A 21,884-nucleotide genomic window follows, 5' to 3' on the forward strand; every position below is an offset into this window, starting at 1 on the left:
ATAAAGGGGTAATAGCCAAAAAAAAAAGCCCGGCGGCTTGCCGGGCGGGAGATTGGATGATTAACGAACATCTCCGCATGTTAGGCATATTGCATAACGATGCTGCGGGTCGTTCAGGTTATTAAACAGGCCTGGCTGTTCTTTCAGCGCCATAGCAACTGAGGCGAGCGGGGCTGGTAGCATTGATTGAATTGCTGCTGGCAACATTGCGTGGATTGAAATGCCAAACTGGCTGAAGAATATATCTGCCAGACTCGGGTTATCGATAAACCAGCTAAGTTGCCATTCTGGTAATTTAGCCAGTTCTGCCGCTTTTTTAACCGCATCGTCAAAGTCACCTAATTGATCAACCAAGCCATTTTTCTTAGCGTCACTGCCAATCCACACATGACCTTGAGCGATTTGATCAACCTGTTCTGGTGTCATTTTACGTGTGCTAGAGACCAGATCGATAAAGTTCTTATAACCATTTTCAATGTTTAACTGCATCATCTGTGAGAAAGCAGACGGTAATGCTTTGGTTACTGCAAGATCGGCTAATGGCGAAGTTGCAACACCGTCGGTATGAACTCCAATACTACTAAGCGTATTTTCATATGTATTAATAACACCGAAGATACCGATCGAGCCTGTAAGCGTGCTAGGGCTGGCGATAATATAGTCTGCCGGAGCTGAAATCCAGTATCCTCCAGATGCAGCCATACCTCCCATGGAGACCACCACGGGTTTACCAGCAGCACGAACAGCAGATAGCTCAGAACGAACTACCTCCGAGGCACTAACGCTGCCGCCGGGACTATTAACGCGCAAAACGACGGCCTTGATTTTCGGGTCTAGGCGAGCTTGGCGTAATTCTGCTGCGGTCGAATCTCCACCTACGGTTCCTGGAGTCCGTTGGCCGTCCATAATTGCCCCGTTCGCAAGGATGATGGCTATTTCCCCACCTTTGTCTAGCGTTTGCTTAGGTTGATAATCATAGACGCTGACCGCATTGAAATTATTAATTTTTTTGTCCCAACCGAAGGCTTTCACCAATTCACTTTCTATTGCCGTTCGTGATGCCAACTCGTCAACCAATTTGTTATTTAAAGCGAATTTAGCCGTGTTACCCCCCACAGCTTGTAAACCTTGAAGTATCCCCATAGCTCCAGGAAAAAGCTGTTCAGGCGTGAGTTGTCGATTTGCTGCAACTGTCATCAGATAGTTTTGCCACAGTCCTTCTACCCAGCGGCTATCTGCTTCGCGCGCTTCTGGTGACATGTCGTCACGGATCAAGGGTTCCACGGCAGACTTATAACTACCAACGCGGAATATGTTGGCCGTGACCTTAAGTTTTTCTAACAGTGACTTGTAGTAAAGGTTGTTAGTGGCAAAGCCATGCAGTTCGACAGCCCCCTGTGGCGAGAGATAAATTTTGGTGGCGTAGCTGGCTAAGTAATATTGTGTCTGATTATAGCTATCGCCAATGGCATAGATGGGTTTACCACTGTCACGAAATTCGCGTAGTGCTTTGCCTATGTATTGTAACGATGGCTGATCAGCTCCGGCAAAGTCATTCAACTGTAATACCATGCCAGTGATGTTTTTATCATCCTTGGCATCGCGGATCGTATCCACAAGGTCAAACAGTGAGTTCTCCTGCAAGCGGTTACTAGATGCACCTAATAATTCTCGTCCTAACTGACGAACGCGGTTGTTCATTGAAGGTTGGTCAACGACAACACCTCTGAGGTCAACCAACAATGCGCCATGATGGGCTTCTACTGGTGTACTGCTTTGGAATGAAAAATAAATACCGACGCCAACCAGGATCAGTAGGATCAGAAACAAGTTTAGGATCAGTTCCCTGACAAAATTAAGCAGGTTCCATGACCATTTGAAAATACCCGCAGTGAATCGCCACAATGTGCGCATGTGCTCTCTCCAACAAGAGTCGAGAATATCTCGCTATCCTAATAAGTGGATGAAGAAATGTCAGCTTTAAATCGCTTGTACATACAGTATTGCAGAGGCTGTAACTCCCTGCTGAGCTATGTTAACGTGATTTAAATGAAAATTGTTATCGGGAGTTAAAATGGATGCGCTAGATCTTTTGCTGAATCGCCGCTCGGCATCACGCTTGGTAGCGCCAGCACCTGCTGGTGAGGTGCGTCAGAATATCATTAATGCTGGTTTACGAGCCCCCGACCACGGTGCATTACAGCCTTGGCGTTTCGTATTGATCGAGAGCAGTGGATTGGAACGTTTCAGTGAGTTATTGCAAAGGGCAGCAACGCAGGAGCAAATGGATGAAAGTTCAATTGAGAAGGCAAAACAGGCCCCTTTCCGAGCACCGTTGATTATCGCCGTGGTGGCACACTGTAGCAAAAATCTGAAAGTTCCTCATTGGGAACAGGTTGTGTCAGCCGGTTGTGCAGTGCAGGCCATGCAAATGGCTGCTCTTGCACAAGGCTTTAATGGCATTTGGCGCACTGGCGTCTGGACAAAAAATCCCTTGGTCAGAGAGGCTTTTTCGTGTCGTGAACAAGATGAGATTGTTGGTTTTCTTTATCTTGGTACTCCGCAACTGAAAGCATCAACTAAAGTTGTCGCACCTGATAGCTCACCTTTCGTCAGTTATTTCTGATCATAATCGTCGGAGAGGGTGCTGCAAAGTGCGCAACACCCCACAATTTTGTACTGTTTCTGAGCGGGTCGAACGCATAATATCAACCTGCTCTTACCAATCATCTTGGCAAGCGATACCCTATGCTTCATTGTGATAATCCTTGTAGTGTATGACTCAAAGGGAGTGGACTATGATATCGTCGGCCATCCGATTAACTCAGTACAGCCATGGCGCTGGCTGTGGTTGTAAAATTTCACCAAAAGTTCTTGAAACGATACTGCACAGCGAACAGAAAAAGTTTATCGATCCACATTTGTTGGTGGGTAATGAAACACGTGATGATGCCGCGGTGTATGACATTGGCAATGGTGTTGGGATTATCAGTACCACCGACTTTTTTATGCCGATCGTTGATAATCCGTTCGATTTTGGCCGTATTGCTGCAGCAAATGCGATCAGTGATGTTTATGCGATGGGTGGCAAGCCGATCATGGCAATCGCTATACTAGGTTGGCCTGTAGCAACACTGCCAGCAGAAGTGGCACAACAGGTGATTGATGGTGGGCGGTATGCTTGCCAACAAGCCGGTATTGCGTTGGCTGGGGGGCATTCAATTGATGCGCCAGAACCGATTTTCGGCTTGGCAGTGACGGGGATAGTCAGTACTGAACGCGTCAAGAAAAACAGTTCTGCGCAGGCAGGATCCAAACTTTTCCTAACAAAACCATTAGGAATAGGTGTGTTAACGACAGCAGAGAAAAAAAGCAAATTACGGCCAGAACATGAAGGGCTCGCGACGCAGGTTATGTGTCAATTGAATAAGCCTGGGGCTGATTTTGCTGAAGTAGCTGGTGTTACAGCAATGACTGATGTTACCGGTTTTGGATTACTTGGCCACCTCACTGAAATGTGCCAGGGATCAGAGTTGCAGGCAACGCTATGGTTTGATCACATACCCAAGTTACCTGATGTTGAGCATTACATTAGCGAAGGCTGCGTACCAGGTGGCACAGGGCGTAATTTTGACAGCTATGGGCATCTCATTGGCTCTTTGAGTGACCTGCAGCGTCAGCTGCTTTGCGATCCGCAAACATCTGGCGGGCTGTTACTGGCCGTTTTGCCTGAAGCAGAGTCTGACGTTATGGCAATTGCAGCCCGCCACGGTATCACCATGAGTGCGATCGGTGAATTGCATGTTGCTCAGCCAGGCAAGTCGCTGGTAGAGGTGGTCTAGTGTGGTAACAACTGTGCAAACCCGTATGGATACAAAAGACTATCAGCGCCTTTTTTTGCAGGATGTGACGCTTATTGATGTCCGTGCCCCCATAGAGTTTCTACAAGGTGCATTTCCTTCGGCTATCAACCTGCCATTGATGAATGACAGTGAACGCCAGGCGGTAGGGACTTGTTTTAAACAGCATGGTCAGGAGCAGGCGGTCGCTCTAGGCCATAGTTTGGTGACTGGTAAACTGCGTGAAGAGCGTACCCTGGCTTGGATAGAACGATGTATCAAGCAGCCTGAAGGTTATCTTTACTGTTTTCGCGGTGGGCTACGTTCTCAATTGGTTCAGCAATGGCTGCGTGAGGCTGGCGTTGATTATCCACGAGTTCTAGGGGGATATAAGGCATTACGTCGTTTTCTGCTCGACACGCTCGAAACTGCAGTATCCCTACCGATGATTATCGTTGGAGGTAATACTGGTTGTGGTAAAACTTTATTGATCAATGAGTTGAGTGAGGGTATTGATTTGGAGGGCATTGCTTGTCATCGCGGTTCATCTTTTGGTAGAACGCTGGTGAAACAGTCCACGCAGATTAATTTTGAAAATCAATTAGCAGTAAAAATGTTGAAAAAACAGCATGCTGGTTGTCGCCATTGGGTGCTGGAAGACGAAGGCCGGATTATCGGTTCCAACAATTTACCGTTGGGCTTGTTCAATAGTATGCAGCAAGCTCCTCTGGTGGTCATTGATGACCCGTTTGAAGTGCGGGTAGCCCGGCTGCAGGACGAGTATATTGATAAGATGCGTCAAGCTTTTGAACAGGCTTATGGTGAGCAACAAGGCTTTCAGCACTATGGTGAGTATCTGCATCATGGTTTGTTTGCCATTCGTCGTCGCTTGGGGCTGGAACGTTTCCAACAGCTCAGCCAGCAATTGACGTCGGCGCTTCAGTTGCAACAATCTGGGGGCAGCAGTGACGCTCATCAAAAATGGCTTATCCCCTTATTGCAACACTATTATGATCCGATGTACCGCTATCAATTAGCGAAGAAAACTCAGCGTATCATTTTCCGTGGAAACTATGCTGAGGCAAGCGAGTTCTTGATGATGTATAGCCATAATAACGGTGAATAATGCGACTGTTTATTGCCGAAAAGCCGAGTTTGGCGCGTGCTATTGCGGATGTATTACCCAAACCGCATCGTCGGGGGGATGGATTTATTGCCTGTGGCAGCAACGATGTAGTGACTTGGTGTGTCGGGCACCTATTAGAGCAGGCACAACCTGATGTTTACGACAGCCGCTATGCACGTTGGTCGTTGGCTGACCTGCCTATTATCCCGCAAAAATGGTTGCTGCAACCAAGGTCTTCTGTTAGTAAGCAATTGAATGCAATAAAAAAATTACTGGCTCAAGCAGATGAAGTGATCCACGCAGGAGACCCCGATCGAGAAGGACAATTATTGGTTGATGAGGTCCTTGATTATCTTGCGTTGACGCCAGAGAAGAGGCAGTGTGTGCGGCGTTGCCTGATTAACGATCTTAACCCACAGGCGGTTGAACGTGCGATAGAACGTTTGCGTGATAATCGTGATTTCATCCCCTTGTGCGTTTCAGCACTGGCCCGAGCGCGTGCCGATTGGTTGTATGGCATCAATATGACCCGCGCTTATACATTGCTAGGGCGTAGCGCAGGGTATGATGGCGTCCTTTCGGTTGGACGAGTGCAAACGCCGGTATTGGGGCTGGTGGTTCGTCGCGACGAAGAGATTGAAAATTTCGTGCCGAAAGATTTTTTTGAAGTGAAAGCGCATATTGTTACGCCAAAGGAGGAACGCTTTGTTGCTCTGTGGCAACCAAGTGAGTCCTGTGAGCCTTATCAGGATGAAGAAGGGCGTTTACTTCATCGTGCTTTGGCTGAGCACGTTGTTAAGCGTATTGAAGGGCAACCCGCTCAGGTAACTTCCTATAATGATAAACGGGAATCAGATACAGCTCCGTTGCCGTTTTCTCTTTCCACACTTCAAATCGAAGCCGCAAAACGTTTTAATTTAAGTGCCCAACAAGTTCTGGACATCTGTCAGCGATTGTATGAAACCCATAAATTGATCACCTACCCACGTTCAGACTGTCGCTATTTACCTGAGGAACATTTTGCCGGACGTCATGCGGTATTAAATGCTATTGGCGTACATCAGCCGGAGCTTTATCCTCAGCCGGTTATTGATGATGAACGCCGCAATCGCTGTTGGGATGATAAAAAAGTAGATGCGCATCATGCTATTATTCCTACAGCTCGAGCCAGTAAGGCCAATTTGAGCAAAGAGGAACTGAATATTTATGGCTTGGTGGCTCGTCAGTATCTTATGCAATTCTGTCCAGATGCCATTTTCCGCAAATGTGTGATCGAATTGGATATCGCTGGAGGGAAGTTTATTGCCAAAGCTCGCTTCCTGGCTGAGGCTGGTTGGCGAACTTTGTTAGGTAGTAAAGAGCGTGATGAGGAAAATGAGGGTGCGCCATTGCCTGTGGTTGCTAAAGGCGACGAGTTGTTGTGTGAGCGTGGTGAAGTAGTTGAACGGCAGACTCAACCACCAAGGCCCTTTACCGATGCCAGTTTACTTTCTGCCATGACTGGGATTTCTCGTTTTGTGCAAGATAAAGCGTTAAAGAAAATCCTGCGGGCGACCGATGGTTTAGGCACCGAAGCAACACGAGCAGGTATTATCGAGTTGTTATTCAAACGAGCATTTCTCTACAAAAAAGGTCGCTACATTCACTCAAGCGAAACTGGGCGGGCATTAATTCACTCATTGCCTGACTTGGCGGCACGGCCTGATATGACCGCACAATGGGAGGCCACACTGACGCAAATCAGTGAGAAGTCCTGCCGTTATCAGGACTTCATGCAACCTTTAGAAGAGACGTTGCACGCGTTGATCCAACAGGCTAAGCAAAATCGAGCCAGCATTGCGTTTCGTGGCTTGCCACCTCCACAATCGTCGGGATCGAAAAAACGTAAAAAAGGTGCCAGCAAGGCAAAGGAGAACAGTGAGTGATTAGCGCCTGTTATGTTAATTGATTGATTTTAAATTTGAGTATTTAACGAAAAGGGGCCGTAAAAGCCCCTATGAGGATAATGAGGTAAGGTAGCTTTCAAGTAGCGGCACATCAGCAGGTGCCATGGGGTAATCTCTTGCTTGCTGTGGCGTTACCCAAACAAGTGCTGAATGGCAGTGTAGCTGAAAATTCCCGTTGAAAGTTCCAACACGCCATGCATGTAAGCGAATGATCCTTTCGCCCTGTTGCCATTGATTACTGGCAACATAACTTCCAACGTGGGCCACGATGCTTAATTCTTCGAGTAGCTCACGTGCCAGTGCTTGCTGTTGGCTTTCATTCTCATCGACCTTGCCACCAGGAAATTCCCAGAGGCCAGCTTGATCGCTGCTATTATCACGTTGCGCAATCAGGATCTTGTGGTCTTTCTCGATAATTGCAGCGACAACATCAATGATTTTCATGGGGTGAACATCAATTCCCTGTAAGCAAACGGGGTACGTAGATTACAAAGCAAACTCGGCCCAGACTGGTGCATGATCTGAGGGTTTCTCCATTCCTCGAATTTGATAATCAATCCCAGTGGCTGTACACCGCTCTGCCAATGGTGTGCTGGCTAGAAGCAAATCGATACGCAGACCACGGTTTTCATCAAAACCACGAGAACGATAGTCAAACCAGGAGAATTGGTCATTGCGATCTGGATTGGCATGGCGGTAGGTATCAACCAAGCCCCAATCTAGAAGGCGGTTCATCCATTCACGCTCTTCTGGAAGGAAGGAGCATTTACCTGTTCGCAGCCATCTTTTGCGACTATCTTCACCAATGCCGATATCAAAATCGCTAGGGCTGATGTTCATGTCACCCATAATCAATACAGGGGAATCTGCAGAAAGTTGTTGTTCTAGATAATCTTGCAGATCTTGATAGAAGCGGTTTTTAGCTGGGAATTTGGTGGGATGATCGCGACTTTCCCCTTGGGGAAAATAGCCATTAATGACGGTTAGTGTTCCCTGTGGCGTTGCCAAATCGGCCATAATAATACGGCGTTGTGCGTCTTCCTCGTCGGTTGGGAAACCACGGCGAACAGCAATAGGCTCAGCTTTGGTCAATAATGCAACACCGTAGTGACCTTTCTGCCCATGATAAAACACGTGATAGCCGTGCTTACTGACCTCCGCAAGCGGAAACATATCATCATGAACTTTTGTTTCCTGTAGGCCGATGACATCGGGTTGATGTTGTTCAATAATCGCGGTCAATTGATGCGGACGCGCACGCAGTCCATTGATATTAAAAGAGACAAACTTCATGTGGCAGCCGTTTTTAGCAGAAAATCGTGTTCAGATAGTAGCAGAGTTCAACCAGGAATGTAACGCAGGCCAGCGGCCTTATGCCGCTGGTTGGGGGGTTATTTTGCCCAGCGATCATAATGTTTAGGCTGATAATCGTCGAACTGTTGTATTAAAGCTAATGGCGAATCATTGATATGCAAAGTGTTGAGGTAATCGTGACGCATAAAACCTTGATCTGCCACCTGTTTCAGGAAGTGTATCAATGGGCGGTAATAACCATTTACGTCTAGTAAGCCAACCGGTTTGTTGTGGTAACCGATCTGTCCCCATGTCCAGACCTCAAACAGTTCTTCTAAGGTGCCAATTCCCCCTGGCAACGCAATAAACCCATCAGCCAGTTCTGCCATCCGCGCTTTGCGAGTATGCATATCTGAGACAACTTCTAATTCTGTCAAACCACGATGTGCTGTTTCTGCTTCAACCAAGCGCTGAGGAATAACGCCTATGGCCTCACCCCCCGCCTCGAGTACGGCATTTGCGACAGTACCCATTAATCCTTTCTTACCGCCACCATAGACCAAACGCCGTCCTTGAGCAGCAATAGAGTGCCCTAGTTGGCGTGCATTCTCGACATAAGCTGGGTCATTACCTTCGCTGGCGCCACAGAAGACGCAAATGTTCTTATGCATTCACTTTTCCTTTACTTTATCAACGTAGTCAGTGGTATAGCGAATTGTTAGTCGGAGTTCAATAGATTAGAGAGAGAGATAACTTTGCAGGCGCTTGTGACGAAAAGTTAGATGGTGGTGGGGGAAGGATTCGAACCTTCGAAGTCTGTGACGGCAGATTTACAGTCTGCTCCCTTTGGCCGCTCGGGAACCCCACCATGATTATAACTTTTGCTGTTAGTAGGTTATCTTTGTATAACCTTCTGTGAATGAGTTTGATGTGCGTGATTTCACTGAACTTACCTTGTTATCAAGGTTTTACTTGGTTAAATTATGCGCTTATTTACTCTTCACCTTTAAGAAATTTTCTTTCTCGGCGAGACTCTAGCTATGCTGAAAGCTGTCAGCTTCCTAATGTTTTAATCTGGCTGCTTTTGCTGCTATTACCTTATTGCTAAGGTCTAGCTTGGTGGTGGGGGAAGGATTCGAACCTTCGAAGTCTGTGACGGCAGATTTACAGTCTGCTCCCTTTGGCCGCTCGGGAACCCCACCAAGTACTAACGCTTGCAAAAATCTGTCTTGCTAAGCGGGGCGCATCATATCAAATGAAGCGCTTGTGTAAAGTATTGAAATGCAGAAAGTGAACTGTTTGCCGTTTTTTTATTCTTGGCGGTGCTTCCGTGAACGGAATACACCGCATACTTTAACCGCTACAGGATGACTGTGCGGTTACCGTAGACGAAAACACGCTGCGCCAAAACATGATATAGCGCACGGCTAAGAACGTTTTTTTCGACATCGCGACCAGCGCGCATCATATCATCTGCTGAGTAGGTATGATCGACATGGATAACGTCTTGCATAATGATAGGGCCTTCATCCAGGCAGTCGTTAACATAATGCGCTGTGGCACCGATGATCTTCACGCCACGTTCATAAGCCTGATGATAAGGTCGGGCACCAATAAAGGCTGGCAGGAATGAATGGTGAATGTTTATCACTTGGTTTGGATAATGCTGCACGAAAGCAGGGGTGAGAACGCGCATATATTTTGCTAGAACAACATAATCGGGTTGATACTGGTCGATCTGAGCAATCATCTTGAGATCGTGCTCTTCACGCGTGAGGCCTTCATGACTGACAAGATGGAAAGGAATATCAAACCGTTCTACTAAGGTTTGTAGCGTAGTGTGGTTGCCAATAACGGCAGAAATTTCGACATCAAGGCCGCCATAGGTGCTTTTCATTAACAAATCACCCAGGCAGTGAGCTTCTTTGGTCACTAACACAACAATGCGCCTGCGGCCTGCGCAGTGTAGTTCACGTTCTGAGCCCATTGGCAAAGCGCCATCGAGATCGGTCAACAGTGTTACATCATTGAAAATCCCCTCCAGTTCGGTGCGCATAAAGAAACGACCGGTAAGGTGATCGACAAACTCATTGTTCTGAACAATGTTCAATTCGTGCTTGTAACAGATATTGGTTATCTTGGCGATCAGGCCTTTTGCATCTGGACAAATTGTGCGTAAAATTTTTCTTTGTACATTTTGGTGTGGCATAAGTGTGTGGATCCTGTCTGATACTTAACTCGCAGGCTTATTGCCCGCAACACTTTTTATATTTTTTGCCTGAACCACATGGGCAAAGGGCATTCCTTCCCGTTTGGGGCCTGGTTCCATCGATATAGTACCAGCGTTGCTCAATGCGAAGAAAGCGTGAACGCTCATGCATAACTTTGTTTTTGGTATCCTCATCGTTAAAATGGGCGATGAATTCAACAAATCCTTCATCACAGCTATCACCCGCAGTTTCTTCTAACACTTTTAGCCCAAGCCATTCTGTGTTGCTAAAACTGCCGATAATTCCATCTCGCCATCCCTCGGCGTTGCAATCTGGGTGCCAAGTAGAAATGAGATAGTCTACGTCTTGTTTGACATAGGCGGTATATCTTGATCGCATGAGTATGCCAGGAGACAAAGCGTGCTCTATACCTGTTATATAAGGCTGACAGCACTTTATGTAGCTAAGTCTACTGCCACATGGGCATAGATTAGTCAAAAATAACGCCTCAGGCTGATTAGTTCGTATAATATAAAAATAAGGTGAAGACGATAGAGCATCATAGAGCACCTATGATACCTAACATCATTCACAAGTGGCAATGTAGCCTGAAATTGGGCTGAAAAAAATCACTGGATGAAGGACAGGCCAGCATGCGAAAGATTAAAGTTGGATTAGCCTTAGGGGCTGGCGCAGCTAAAGGTTGGGCACATATTGGAGTACTTAATACGTTGAAAAAAATGGGTATTGAAGCTGATATTGTTGCTGGATGTTCCGTAGGGGCGCTTGTCGGTGCCGCTTTTGCCAGTCATCGGTTGCATGCTCTTGAGCATTGGGTCCGCTCATTCGGCTATTGGGACGTGATTAAACTCATGGATCTCTCTTGGCGACGTGGCGGGCTTTTACGTGGAGAACGGGTATTCAATGCTGTTGCACAACTGTTGAAATTTGATGATTTTGCCGATTGCTCACTTAAATTTGGCGCAGTCACCACCAATCTCAGTACCGGCCGCGAACTATGGATGACAAATGGGGATATCCATCAGGCTATTCGTGCTTCCTGCAGCATGCCCGGCCTACTGGCACCAGTATGGTTCGAAGGCTATTGGTTAGTCGATGGCGCTTTGGTTAATCCGGTTCCTATCTCACTGGCTAGGGCTATGGGGGCAGATATTGTTATTGCCGTCGATTTACAACATGATGCACACTTGATGCAACAGGATTTGTTTTCGATGCCCAGCGATATTAAAGAAGTAGGTAGTTTTGATGTGGGAAACTGGCGCGAGCGTATGAGGCAACGCATCAATAGGATGATGCTTAAAAAAACCAGTCTCACACCCACGGCAATGGAAATCATGAGCACATCTATTCAGATGTTAGAGAATCGAGTGAAAAGATCTCGTATGGCTAGCGACCCGCCAGATGTGCTAATACAACCTTATTGCCCACAAATATCTACCTTGGATTTTCATCGCGCCAGCGAGGCGATTGAGGCTGGACGATTGGCCGTCGAGAAACAGATGGATGTCCTGGCACCATTAATAAAAAATAAATAATTACCGGCTCTTAGGTAAGAATGATGCTGAAAAGGGCATTTTCGGCAGGCACAAGTAACCATAATGAGCCACTATTACATCATCACTAGGGAAGAGGCTCTGCCGATGGCATTACCACTTGTAAACAAGCGCATCTTAATCGTGGAGGACGAACAGGTCTTCCGTTCCGTGCTTGTCGGCTATCTCGAATCACTGGGAGCTCAGACCAGTGAAGCTTCTAATGGCTTATTAGGGCTTAGTGCTGTTGATGAAGTGAATCCTGACCTTATCCTTTGCGATATTGCTATGCCGGAAATGGATGGCATCGAGTTTGTTTCGCATCTGCGCCTGCAAGGAGTACAGATCCCGATATTGGTTATATCTGCTACGGATAAAATGGCTGATATCGCTAAAGTATTACGGTTGGGAGTGCAGGATGTTTTATTAAAGCCAATTACCGATTTGAACCGCTTACGTGAGGCTGTTCTAGCTTGTCTGTATCCGAATATGTTTACTTCTCAGGCAATTGAAGAAGCCGAATTGTTTCAAGATTGGGACGCTTTAAGTCAAAATCCCTCTGAGGCGGTAAGATTACTCAAACAGTTACAGCCTCCGGTACAGCAGATAATTGCTGGTTGCCGCATTAATTATCGGCAACTAACAACCAGTGAAAATCCTGGATTAGTGTTGGATATTGCAGCGTTGTCGGAAAAAGATCTCGCGTTTTATTGCTTGGATGTTACTCAAGCAGGTAAAAATGGAGTCATGGCTGCGTTGTTATTACGCTCTTTATTCAATGGGTTATTGCAAGACCACCTAGCAAATCAACAACATCGTTTGCCACAAATGTCTTCATTGCTGAAACAAGTTAACCAATTATTACGACAAGGTAGGCTCGAGGGGCAATTTCCTATATTGGTGGGTTACTACAATGCTGAATATAAAAACCTGGTTCTGGTTTCTGCCGGTTTGCATGCTAATGTAAATACAGGGGATAACCAAATTCAATTAAATAATGGTGTGCCTTTAGGAACACTTGACACAGCTTACATGAATCAGATAAATCAGCGTTGTGAAGCTTGGCAATGCCAAGTATGGGGAAGGGGGGGGAAATTACGTTTGATGATGAGTGTTGAATAGAACATCAACAAATCGATTTTGAAACAATTTACTACTATTCAATACGTCTATTTAACGTCAGAATTCTCTCTTGGCCAATATAGTGTTTATTTACTACCTGAACTTGGACTAACGCTCGGGGCAGGTTGTTTAACCTGCTATGATTTTGTATAAGCCTAGTTTACGCCAAGCAATTGTGGGCTTGGGAAGTTCAGTTAAGCCCCTGAAGTCTAGCAAGCACAGTACTTGGGCTGCAAAAGCAGCTAAAGTTCTTCAAGCACAAGCCCGTCTATTGTATGTTTTTGTGCTCAAAATAGCGAACCACACTTAGTTCGTCCTTTCGCTGTGATGATGACTTTCGCGTTTGTTTTGCACCATGGGCAATTAAGGGACACAGCCTAAATAGCTGCGCATAATAGTGCTACAGGTGCCAGAGATGCAGGTTAGCCGACCGTTGAACTCAGGGACGTGCGATACGAACCCCCAGCTAGCACGGTGTATCGGCGTTCTTCATCATTCCCACTTGGCAGAAGCGTGATGTGTAGCGGTATTAAGAACACCTATTTAGCAGTATAGAGAGAAAAATATGTCTACTTTAAATTATAAAGTCCGAAAGGCGGTTATCCCTGTAGCTGGTTTAGGGACACGGATGCTACCTGCAACTAAAGCTATTCCGAAAGAGATGTTGCCACTGGTTGATAAACCATTAATTCAGTATGTGGTAAATGAATGTATCTCAGCAGGTATCAACGAAATAATTCTGGTTACTCATTCATCTAAAAACTCTATTGAGAATCATTTTGATACCAGTTTTGAACTGGAGGCCATGCTTGAAAAGCGGGTGAAGCGCCAATTGCTGGATGAAGTTCAATCCATCTGCCCTAAAGGGGTTACGGTGATGCAAGTACGGCAGGGGGTTGCCAAAGGTCTTGGCCATGCCATTCTTTGCGCCTATCCGTTGGTGGGAGAAGAGCCGATTGCCGTTGTGTTACCTGACGTTATCCTTGCGGATTATAGCGCCGATTTGAAAAAAGATAATCTTTACGAAATGTTGCAGCGTTTTGAGAAATCCGGCGTGAGTCAGATCATGGTTGAGCCTGTTCCTTATAGTAATGTGGAAAGCTATGGTGTGGTTGATTGTGAAGGATATGCGCTACAGCCTGGTGAAAGCGCACCTATGATTGGTGTGGTAGAAAAACCTCAGCCAGAAGTGGCACCATCTAATTTGGCTATTGTGGGGCGTTATGTCCTTTCCGCTAATATCTGGGCGTTCTTAGCAAAAACTCCTCCAGGAGCTGGAGATGAGATTCAGCTTACTGATGCCATCGATATGTTGATGGAAAAAGAGCCTGTTGAGGCCTATCACCTCAAAGGTGTAAGCCATGATTGCGGCAATAAGCTGGGCTATATGCAAGCTTTCGTCGAGTATAGTTTGCGGCATACCAGTTTGGGGAAAGAATTCTCAGTTTGGCTAAAACGTTTGTTAGCTGAAGAACAGAAATAACGTCGTAAATATTAAAAAATAGGATGTCGGGATGAAGGTGACGGTTTTTGGTGTTGGCTATGTTGGTTTGGTGCAATCTGCCGTTTTAGCAGAAGTTGGCCACGATGTAATATGCATCGACATTGATGAAAGTAAGGTCGAAAATCTGAAAAAAGGGAATATCCCTATTTTTGAACCGGGCCTCGCTCTTTTGGTGAAGCAAAACTATGAAGCGGGTCGTCTGCATTTCAGCACTGATGCCAAAGTTGGCGTCGCCCATGGAGCTATCCAGTTTATTGCGGTAGGAACCCCACCTGATGAAGACGGTTCTGCTGATCTTCAGTATGTGGAAGCTGTAGTGCGAACTATTGCCGAACACATGACTGAACACAAAGTTGTGATCGATAAATCAACCGTACCGGTTGGTACTGCTGATAAAGTACGGAAAGTCATGAATGAAACTTTACGTAATCGTGGAAGCAACTTGACATTTGATGTGGTTTCTAACCCTGAGTTTCTGAAGGAAGGTGCTGCTATTGCAGATTGCATGCGCCCTGAGCGTATTGTAATAGGTACTGATAACAAGGCCGTCGTTGAGCAGCTTCGTGAACTATATGAACCGTTTAACCGTAATCATGACCGCATAATCCTGATGGACATTCGTAGCGCAGAACTTACCAAGTATGCTGCTAACTGTATGTTGGCAACCAAAATCAGCTTTATGAACGAAATTTCTAATCTGGCAGAAATGCTTGGGGCTGATATCGAAAAAGTTCGTCAAGGTATTGGCTCTGATTCTCGTATCGGTTATCACTTTATTTATCCAGGGTGCGGTTACGGCGGCTCTTGTTTCCCGAAAGATGTTCAGGCACTTATACGCACGGCTGAGAATATTGGCTATCAACCTAAGTTACTGCAGGCAGTAGAGCTGGTGAACTCCCGGCAAAAATATAAGCTTACACAGTTTATTGAGCGGCATTACGGGAATGGAATAAAAGGTAAAACTTTTGCTCTATGGGGGCTATCGTTTAAGCCTAATACTGACGATATGCGAGAGGCTTCCAGCCGTATATTGATGGAAACGCTCTGGCAGTCCGGTGCTAATGTACAGGCTTATGACCCTGAGGCAATGGACGAAGCGCAGCGTATCTACGGGCATCGTAAGGATCTGAAGTTGATGGGTACTAAAGAGGCTGCATTGCAGGGGGCTGATGCTCTAGTTATCTGTACTGAATGGCAGAATTTCCGTGCACCTGATTTTGACGTTATTAAACAAGCGCTGAAGCAACCGGTGATTTTTGACGGGCGTAATCTTTTTGATCCAGAACGTATGCAGGCGCGTGGTTTTACTTATTATGGTATTGGTCGAGGTGCATCGGTTAGGTCAGTTATTTAGAACTAAGAATAAAACGCAGGTTACAAACGCTACAAGGTTTATTAGGCATCACGTAACTGAGCGTTTGTTAACCGTGATACACCAAGTTGTAGTCGCAATAATCTGAATGACTATAATGATGTTTATCTCAAATAAACACAACTTAACCTATTATTTGCCTTCGTTAAACTCGATTTGGTCTTCTATGCTGGTATTGCTAACTGTTGTCGAGCATCAGTTTGAACGTGTCATTAATCTTGGTGCTCAAGCCAAGGGGCGCTATTCTTTGGCTGAACCTTTGGAGTTTGCTGAGCTAAACGTTATTAATTACTTAAATATTCTTTAAGGGTACGTAATAATAAATTAGGGCATCTACTGCATTTTTTATCTAATTCTGTTTATTGCCTTGATCACGAGCCTCCCTTTTAGATAGAAGACTTGGTAGATCATCGAATACGCTGTATACGGCGTTCAAAAAAGCAACGAGCTTTGTCATCGAGCTGAGATTTTTATGGCCCATGAGCCTTGGGAACGCCCTGACATGGTTTTGTTTAAATTCACCATTGTGGGGTAGGCGAGAGTATCGATGTATATAATAGTGGTGAAATGTACAGTGATTTTACCAACATTGACGATATTGCTTAGGTGATTAGATGTTTGCTGGAGATTTTTCCTTAACTTGATGCGAATAGTACGGTTAAAAAACACCCGTAAAAATCAGTCCAGTTAAGCTGCCCGAAAATATTCGACCTTGGAAGCGTTTTTGGCTATCACAGCGCATAAAAATATGAGAATGCCAAAACCTAACAATAGCATGGATATCTGTATCGTTGATGTCTAGTTTAACTTTGCCATTGTTATAGTCGAACAGGCGTAACTGGAGGGTAAAGCGCGTACTAAGGGATACAAGGTTTTTATACCGTTCAGTAAGGGATGAAAAACAAGAATTATAAAGTATTTCGAGTTCTTCTCTTTTGTTGACAACCTACGGTTGTGATTAAAATAATACCGTGTGGTAAAAGGCGTAGAAATATTGAGGCCATAAGAAAAAGGCCCCGAGAAACGGAGCCTTTTGACACAAGCTGAGATGCATTACAGCAGGAAGTCATCCAGAGATTTACCCTGTTCTTCGATAGCTTTTTTTATTACTGCAGGAGTACGACCCTGGCCTGTCCAGGTTTTCATTTCGCCGTTTTCATCTTTATAATGGTATTTAGCTGGCCGAGCAGCGCGTTTTGCTTTACTAGTGGCTTTATTTGCGCCCATTGTTTGCAGCAACTCGTTTGGATCAATACCATCGGCGATCAACATTTCACGGTATTGTTGCAGTTTACGAGTGCGTTCTTCAATTTCTGCTTGGGCTTGGCTATCTTCTTCACGGCGTTCGTTAACAACAACTTCCAGTTTCTCAAGCATCTCTTCTAACGTTTCCAGACTACATTCTCTGGCTTGCGCACGTAGAGTACGGATGTTGTTCAAAATCTTTAATGCTTCGCTCATTGTCCTAGTCTCAATTATATTAGTGGTGCCGTCACGATAATAATAGAGTGCTCTCTTCTTTTCTGCAATAGCCAAATCAACAAGAGTCACTAAATTTACCTTTTAAAAAAGCCATACTGAGAAACGTCTGAGTAATAAATCGAGTGGTTCTTGCTATTACGCTACATGCGATTAAGTCAAAATTTCAGCAAAGCTCCTGTGTTTGTTGGGTTAAAAAATCTTTTTATTAACTTGTTAGAATTAGGTTTTGCAACAGTATACCGACAGATTTTTAGATTTTATCACCATAACGGACGCACAAAAATTGTAAAGCAAGTAAGGTTAACGATAACGCTAGCCTTGGCTGGATTGTTAAAGATTTCAATTAAGGCTGTAGCCAATAGCTAAAATGCTTTAACACCCATTCTGCAATGTCTACAATCTTGGTAGCGAATTGAAGAGTACGTCTACATATGCTCTAAATAATACGAGATTGCCCAAGGGTAACTTCAATAGTATCTGTAGGCAGAGATAACATCATGGTAGTTAAAGAGTTCAACTAACATACATGCAATTCTAGCATCAAAGTATAGTAATTAATGAGTTTAATTAATCATTGGTATTAATTAATGGCAGATAGTAATCGAAAAAACTTGTTAAGAGACGTAAATTCGGTTAATCAGTAGACTAAAGTTACACTTAAAATCAGGTTATTTCTTGCTGGCTTGTCATCATGAGTCCTGTTCCGCCTGACTGTGGCTTGCGTGCGTGTTGAATACCTCAAATTTCTATGCGAGGCTGCAGAAAGCTTGGATGTTCACTTGCTGTATTATCGGCAATGTAAGGACCTTCTGGTGAAATTAATAATTGATATTCACTATTTCTTGCGCAGAGTAGGAAATGGGTTGATTTGCGAAAATCTTGGTACTGTGTATGTAAAGAAATAGTTTTTTCCTGAATGGTGACGATAATGTGGCTCATCGAGTAATAAAACAGCTTTTCATAATTAGACTGTGTTGCTTAATTGTCCGAGATGAGGTGGCAGAACCAATAGCCTGACAATACTGGATATAGGTTTTTTGGATACTACCCAGTGGTAGGTAGCATTTGAACATATCGTCGATTTATTTGGCAGACTGTTTCGAAGGCTTACGCCTTGCACGGTGCTCAACGACTTTCAGTGGCGTTTGAACGCGTTTAGGTTACTTTACTTCGCACGATGGTATGTCACAAGCATGGTAAGAGCTGATAGGAATAGGAAAGGAAGCATAAAACCTTTTTACATCTTGGGATACGTCGATGAGTTGCAAACAAGCTGATAACCTGTATGAGTGAGAAGGGCGAAATCTGATACAATTTTCGTTATAAAGAGGCATCTAATGTGTTTTGGACGCATATGAATAGGGGAACGACAGGTTGCATTTTGAATGAATCCCAAGCCAGTTGAAAGCCCTTGCTTGCTATAACAAAGGACATCAGTTAATTCAGCGTCTCGTGGTAACAGATTGAAAAGGGCATGACGTAAGGAGTTATAATGGTTAACGCTGCTCAGGCTGAATAGCCTTAGGGGTTGGCATACTGGACCCGTAATACTTCAAGTAGGAAGCCTGTTGTTTTGTTAGTCGTTCTCTTCAGGGCTGTGTGTTGCCCGCTTTTAGATAATTCGAATATTTAGGTCAACTATTAGACAAAGCCAAAAAATAGGCCGCAAGGTTAACCGTTGCGGCCATCTTTAGCGTTTGGTTGACAAATACTAAGCGTCAACGCAGATAAAGGTTATTTCTTAGACTTTTTTTCTGCTTTAGCGGCAACAGGCGTGGCCACCGCAGCTTCTTCTGTCGCTTCACTGAATTCGCGACCATAGAAAGTATCCAACATGATTTGCTTAAGTTCAGCGATCAATGGATAACGAGGGTTTGCACCAGTACATTGGTCATCAAACGCATCTTCAGACAGTTTGTCGACTTTCGCTAGGAAATCGGCTTCTTGCACACCAGCCTCACGGATAGACGCAGGGATACCTAATTCCGCTTTGATTTCATCCAACCATTTCAGAAGTTTTTCGATTTTCTGAGCGGTACGATCACCGGGGGCACTCAGGCCGAGGTGGTCTGCGATCTCTGCATAGCGACGACGCGCCTGTGGGCGGTCATACTGGCTGAATGCGGTCTGCTTGGTTGGATTATCGTTGGCGTTATAGCGGATAACATTAGAAATCAACATGGCATTAGCCAAGCCATGTGGAATATGGAACTCTGAACCCAGTTTGTGGGCCATTGAGTGGCATACTCCAAGGAAGGCGTTAGCGAATGCAATACCAGCGATAGTTGCAGCGTTGTGAACACGTTCGCGGGCAACTGGATTTTTCGCCCCTTCTTTATAGCTGGCTGGTAGATATTCTTTCAGCAGTTTCAGGGCTTGCAACGCCTGGCCATCGGAGTATTCATTGGCTAGAACAGACACATAGGCTTCCAACGCATGAGTGACTGCATCCAAGCCACCGAAGGCACACAGGGATTTAGGCATGTTCATTACCAGGTTGGCGTCTACGATAGCCATATCCGGCGTCAGAGCATAGTCTGCCAATGGGTATTTCTGGCCAGTAGCATCATCGGTCACAACGGCGAACGGGGTGACTTCGGAACCGGTACCTGAAGTAGTAGTGACCGCGACCATCTTCGCTTTCACGCCCATTTTCGGGAACTTGTAGATACGCTTACGGATATCCATAAAGCGTAGCGCCAGATCTTCAAAATGGGTTTCGGGATGCTCATACAATACCCACATAATTTTTGCGGCATCCATTGGTGAACCACCACCAAGCGCAATGATCACGTCTGGTTTGAAGAGATTCATTTGCTCAGCACCTTTACGAACGATACTCAGCGTCGGGTCAGCTTCTACTTCAAAGAACACTTCAGTTTCAATACCGTGCGATTTCAGAACGTTGGTGATCTGGTCGGCATAGCCGTTATTGAACAGGTAACGGTCTGTAACGATGAAAGCACGCTTTGCACCATCGGAAGCCACTTCTTCCAACGCGATAGGCAGTGAGCCACGGCGGAAATAGATTGATTTGGGAAGTTTGTGCCACAACATGTTTTCTGCTCGCTTCGCTACCGTTTTCTTGTTGATCAAGTGTTTTGGGCCAACGTTTTCAGAGATAGAGTTTCCACCCCATGAACCGCAGCCTAACGTCAGTGACGGAGCGAGTTTAAAATTATACAGATCGCCGATCCCCCCCTGAGAAGCAGGAGTATTAATAAGGATACGTGCAGTCTTCATCTTTTCGCCAAAGTAGGTAACACGCTGATCCTGGTTATCCTGATCGGTATACAAGCAAGAAGTGTGGCCAATGCCGCCCATGGCAACCAATTTCTCTGCTTTGCTGACGGCGTCTTCGAAATCTTTGGCTCGATACATTGCCAAGGTAGGTGATAATTTTTCGTGCGCGAAAGGTTCAGATTCATCAACTAATTTCACTTCACCGATCAGGATTTTAGTATTAGCGGGCACGCTGATGCCAGCCATTTCGGCGATTTTAACCGCAGACTGGCCAACAATCGCGGCGTTAAGGGCACCGTTCTTCAGAATGATGTCTTGTACTGCTTTCAACTCTTTGCCTTGCAACAGGTAACCACCATGTGAAGCAAAACGTTGGCGAACAGCCTCATAAACGGAGTCGACTACGATAACCGATTGTTCAGAAGCGCAAATCACGCCACTGTCGAAGGTTTTTGACATCAGGATTGAAGCTACAACACGCTTAATGTCCGCAGTTTCATCAACAACGACGGGCGTGTTACCAGCACCGACACCAATGGCGGGTTTACCCGAGCTGTATGCGGCCTTAACCATACCAGGCCCACCTGTTGCCAATATCAAATTGATATCAGGGTGGTGCATTAATTGGTTGGACAGATCAACAGTAGGTTGATCGATCCAGCCTATAATGTCTTTTGGTGCTCCAGCAGCGATAGCCGCCTGCAGAACGATGTCTGCCGCTTTATTAGTGGCATTTTTAGCACGAGGGTGTGGGGAGAAAATGATACCGTTACGTGTTTTTAAGCTGATAAGAGCTTTGAAAATGGCGGTAGACGTTGGATTAGTGGTAGGAACGATGCCACAAATCAGGCCAATCGGTTCAGCAATGGTGATAGTGCCAAAAGTGTCGTCTTCGGAGAGAATACCGCAGGTTTTCTCATCTTTATAGGCGTTATAAATATATTCAGATGCGAAGTGGTTTTTAATGACTTTATCTTCAACAATCCCCATACCTGATTCATCAACGGCCATTTTAGCTAGCGGAATACGTGCATCAGCAGCGGCGAGGGCTGCGGCGCGAAAAATTTTATCCACTTGCTCTTGTGAGAAGTTGGCATACTCGCGCTGGGCTTTTTTGACACGTGCTACTAACTCGTTCAGTTCGGCGACATTCGTTACAGCCATAATGCTCTCCTGATAATGTTAAACTCTTTC

Annotated in this window: 16 protein-coding genes and 2 tRNA genes; 8 read left to right on the forward strand and 10 right to left on the reverse strand. The window is 45.3% G+C overall.

The annotated features are described in order from the left end of the window. Nucleotides 1–60: 60 nt before the first annotated feature. A complete protein-coding gene (gene sppA, locus OK023_RS08040; protein ID WP_317696710.1) occupies nt 61–1,914 on the reverse strand; it encodes a signal peptide peptidase SppA in 1,854 nt (617 codons plus the stop codon). 160 nt (nt 1,915–2,074) lie between these two features. On the opposite strand from sppA, the gene OK023_RS08045 reads away from it, so the two are divergent. The 4 genes from OK023_RS08045 (at nt 2,075) to OK023_RS08060 (ending at nt 6,890) form a co-directional block, all read left to right on the forward strand. Next, nucleotides 2,075–2,626 carry an NAD(P)H nitroreductase gene (locus OK023_RS08045; RefSeq protein ID WP_317696712.1) on the forward strand — a complete coding sequence of 184 codons (552 nt, stop codon included), beginning with the start codon at nt 2,075–2,077 and terminating at the stop codon, nt 2,624–2,626. A gap of 175 nt (nt 2,627–2,801) precedes the next feature. Further along, on the forward strand, nt 2,802–3,842 hold the full coding sequence (gene selD / locus OK023_RS08050) for a selenide, water dikinase SelD (RefSeq protein ID WP_411569414.1): 1,041 nt from the start codon (nt 2,802–2,804) through the stop codon (nt 3,840–3,842). 25 nt (nt 3,843–3,867) lie between these two features. Beyond that, complete coding sequence (mnmH, locus tag OK023_RS08055; protein ID WP_317696718.1) at nt 3,868–4,965, forward strand: tRNA 2-selenouridine(34) synthase MnmH; 1,098 nt, start codon at nt 3,868–3,870, stop codon at nt 4,963–4,965. Further along, on the forward strand, nt 4,965–6,890 hold the full coding sequence (locus OK023_RS08060; RefSeq protein ID WP_317696721.1) for a DNA topoisomerase III: 1,926 nt from the start codon (nt 4,965–4,967) through the stop codon (nt 6,888–6,890). Before mnmH ends, OK023_RS08060 begins: the two co-directional genes overlap by 1 nt. 69 nt (nt 6,891–6,959) lie before the next feature. Here OK023_RS08060 and OK023_RS08065 read toward each other — a convergent pair whose 3' ends face one another. From OK023_RS08065 to OK023_RS08095, 7 genes are all read right to left on the reverse strand, one after another. After that, complete coding sequence (locus OK023_RS08065; RefSeq protein ID WP_317696723.1) at nt 6,960–7,355, reverse strand: pyrimidine (deoxy)nucleoside triphosphate diphosphatase; 396 nt, start codon at nt 7,353–7,355, stop codon at nt 6,960–6,962. Between the two features lie 42 nt (nt 7,356–7,397). Continuing rightward, nucleotides 7,398–8,204, reverse strand: coding sequence for an exodeoxyribonuclease III (xthA, locus tag OK023_RS08070; protein WP_317696725.1), 807 nt, complete (start codon nt 8,202–8,204; stop codon nt 7,398–7,400). Nucleotides 8,205–8,302: 98 nt separating this feature from the next. Next, nucleotides 8,303–8,875 (reverse strand): TIGR00730 family Rossman fold protein, encoded by a 573-nt coding sequence (locus tag OK023_RS08075; protein WP_317696727.1) that lies wholly within the window; start codon nt 8,873–8,875, stop codon nt 8,303–8,305. A 112-nt stretch (nt 8,876–8,987) separates the two neighbouring features. Continuing rightward, nucleotides 8,988–9,072 (reverse strand) — tRNA-Tyr (locus OK023_RS08080). 249 nt (nt 9,073–9,321) lie between these two features. Next, a tRNA-Tyr gene (locus OK023_RS08085) sits at nt 9,322–9,406 on the reverse strand. Between the two features lie 158 nt (nt 9,407–9,564). Continuing rightward, on the reverse strand, nt 9,565–10,413 hold the full coding sequence (purU, locus tag OK023_RS08090) for a formyltetrahydrofolate deformylase (protein ID WP_317696729.1): 849 nt from the start codon (nt 10,411–10,413) through the stop codon (nt 9,565–9,567). 37 nt (nt 10,414–10,450) lie between these two features. Continuing rightward, nucleotides 10,451–10,912, reverse strand: coding sequence for a YchJ family protein (locus tag OK023_RS08095; RefSeq protein WP_317696731.1), 462 nt, complete (start codon nt 10,910–10,912; stop codon nt 10,451–10,453). Nucleotides 10,913–11,067: 155 nt separating this feature from the next. Between OK023_RS08095 and rssA the strand changes: the two genes are divergently transcribed. The 4 genes from rssA to OK023_RS08115 all read left to right on the forward strand — a co-directional run bounded on the left by rssA (nt 11,068) and on the right by OK023_RS08115 (nt 15,947). Beyond that, nucleotides 11,068–11,970, forward strand: a complete 903-nt coding sequence (gene rssA, locus OK023_RS08100) for a patatin-like phospholipase RssA (protein ID WP_317696733.1) — start codon at nt 11,068–11,070, stop codon at nt 11,968–11,970. A gap of 105 nt (nt 11,971–12,075) precedes the next feature. After that, nucleotides 12,076–13,089 (forward strand): two-component system response regulator RssB, encoded by a 1,014-nt coding sequence (gene rssB / locus OK023_RS08105; protein ID WP_317697566.1) that lies wholly within the window; start codon nt 12,076–12,078, stop codon nt 13,087–13,089. A gap of 565 nt (nt 13,090–13,654) precedes the next feature. After that, nucleotides 13,655–14,572 carry a UTP--glucose-1-phosphate uridylyltransferase GalU gene (gene galU / locus OK023_RS08110; protein ID WP_317696735.1) on the forward strand — a complete coding sequence of 306 codons (918 nt, stop codon included), beginning with the start codon at nt 13,655–13,657 and terminating at the stop codon, nt 14,570–14,572. Nucleotides 14,573–14,603: 31 nt separating this feature from the next. After that, nucleotides 14,604–15,947 (forward strand): UDP-glucose/GDP-mannose dehydrogenase family protein, encoded by a 1,344-nt coding sequence (locus OK023_RS08115; protein WP_317696737.1) that lies wholly within the window; start codon nt 14,604–14,606, stop codon nt 15,945–15,947. Nucleotides 15,948–17,018: 1,071 nt separating this feature from the next. Here the strand turns inward: OK023_RS08115 and hns are convergent. Beyond that, nucleotides 17,019–17,426 carry a histone-like nucleoid-structuring protein H-NS gene (gene hns / locus OK023_RS08120; RefSeq protein WP_317697569.1) on the reverse strand — a complete coding sequence of 136 codons (408 nt, stop codon included), beginning with the start codon at nt 17,424–17,426 and terminating at the stop codon, nt 17,019–17,021. A 1,755-nt stretch (nt 17,427–19,181) separates the two neighbouring features. Continuing rightward, nucleotides 19,182–21,854 carry a bifunctional acetaldehyde-CoA/alcohol dehydrogenase gene (gene adhE / locus OK023_RS08125; RefSeq protein ID WP_317696739.1) on the reverse strand — a complete coding sequence of 891 codons (2,673 nt, stop codon included), beginning with the start codon at nt 21,852–21,854 and terminating at the stop codon, nt 19,182–19,184. Between the last annotated feature and the right edge of the window lie 30 nt (nt 21,855–21,884).

Source organism: Serratia sp. UGAL515B_01 (genome assembly GCF_033095805.1).
Taxonomy (GTDB): domain Bacteria; phylum Pseudomonadota; class Gammaproteobacteria; order Enterobacterales; family Enterobacteriaceae; genus Chania.

Bases quoted from the DNA above. Each gene is read 5' to 3' on its own strand.
- sppA (WP_317696710.1), bottom strand. From the start codon at position 1,914: ATGCGCACATTGTGGCGATTCACTGCGGGTATTTTCAAATGGTCATGG.
- OK023_RS08045 (WP_317696712.1), top strand. From the start codon at position 2,075: ATGGATGCGCTAGATCTTTTGCTGAATCGCCGCTCGGCATCACGCTTG.
- mnmH (WP_317696718.1), top strand. From the start codon at position 3,868: ATGGATACAAAAGACTATCAGCGCCTTTTTTTGCAGGATGTGACGCTT.
- OK023_RS08060 (WP_317696721.1), top strand. From the start codon at position 4,965: ATGCGACTGTTTATTGCCGAAAAGCCGAGTTTGGCGCGTGCTATTGCG.
- OK023_RS08065 (WP_317696723.1), bottom strand. From the start codon at position 7,355: ATGAAAATCATTGATGTTGTCGCTGCAATTATCGAGAAAGACCACAAG.
- xthA (WP_317696725.1), bottom strand. From the start codon at position 8,204: ATGAAGTTTGTCTCTTTTAATATCAATGGACTGCGTGCGCGTCCGCAT.
- OK023_RS08075 (WP_317696727.1), bottom strand. From the start codon at position 8,875: ATGCATAAGAACATTTGCGTCTTCTGTGGCGCCAGCGAAGGTAATGAC.
- purU (WP_317696729.1), bottom strand. From the start codon at position 10,413: ATGCCACACCAAAATGTACAAAGAAAAATTTTACGCACAATTTGTCCA.
- rssA (WP_317696733.1), top strand. From the start codon at position 11,068: ATGCGAAAGATTAAAGTTGGATTAGCCTTAGGGGCTGGCGCAGCTAAA.
- rssB (WP_317697566.1), top strand. From the start codon at position 12,076: ATGGCATTACCACTTGTAAACAAGCGCATCTTAATCGTGGAGGACGAA.
- galU (WP_317696735.1), top strand. From the start codon at position 13,655: ATGTCTACTTTAAATTATAAAGTCCGAAAGGCGGTTATCCCTGTAGCT.
- OK023_RS08115 (WP_317696737.1), top strand. From the start codon at position 14,604: ATGAAGGTGACGGTTTTTGGTGTTGGCTATGTTGGTTTGGTGCAATCT.
- hns (WP_317697569.1), bottom strand. From the start codon at position 17,426: ATGAGCGAAGCATTAAAGATTTTGAACAACATCCGTACTCTACGTGCG.
- adhE (WP_317696739.1), bottom strand. From the start codon at position 21,854: ATGGCTGTAACGAATGTCGCCGAACTGAACGAGTTAGTAGCACGTGTC.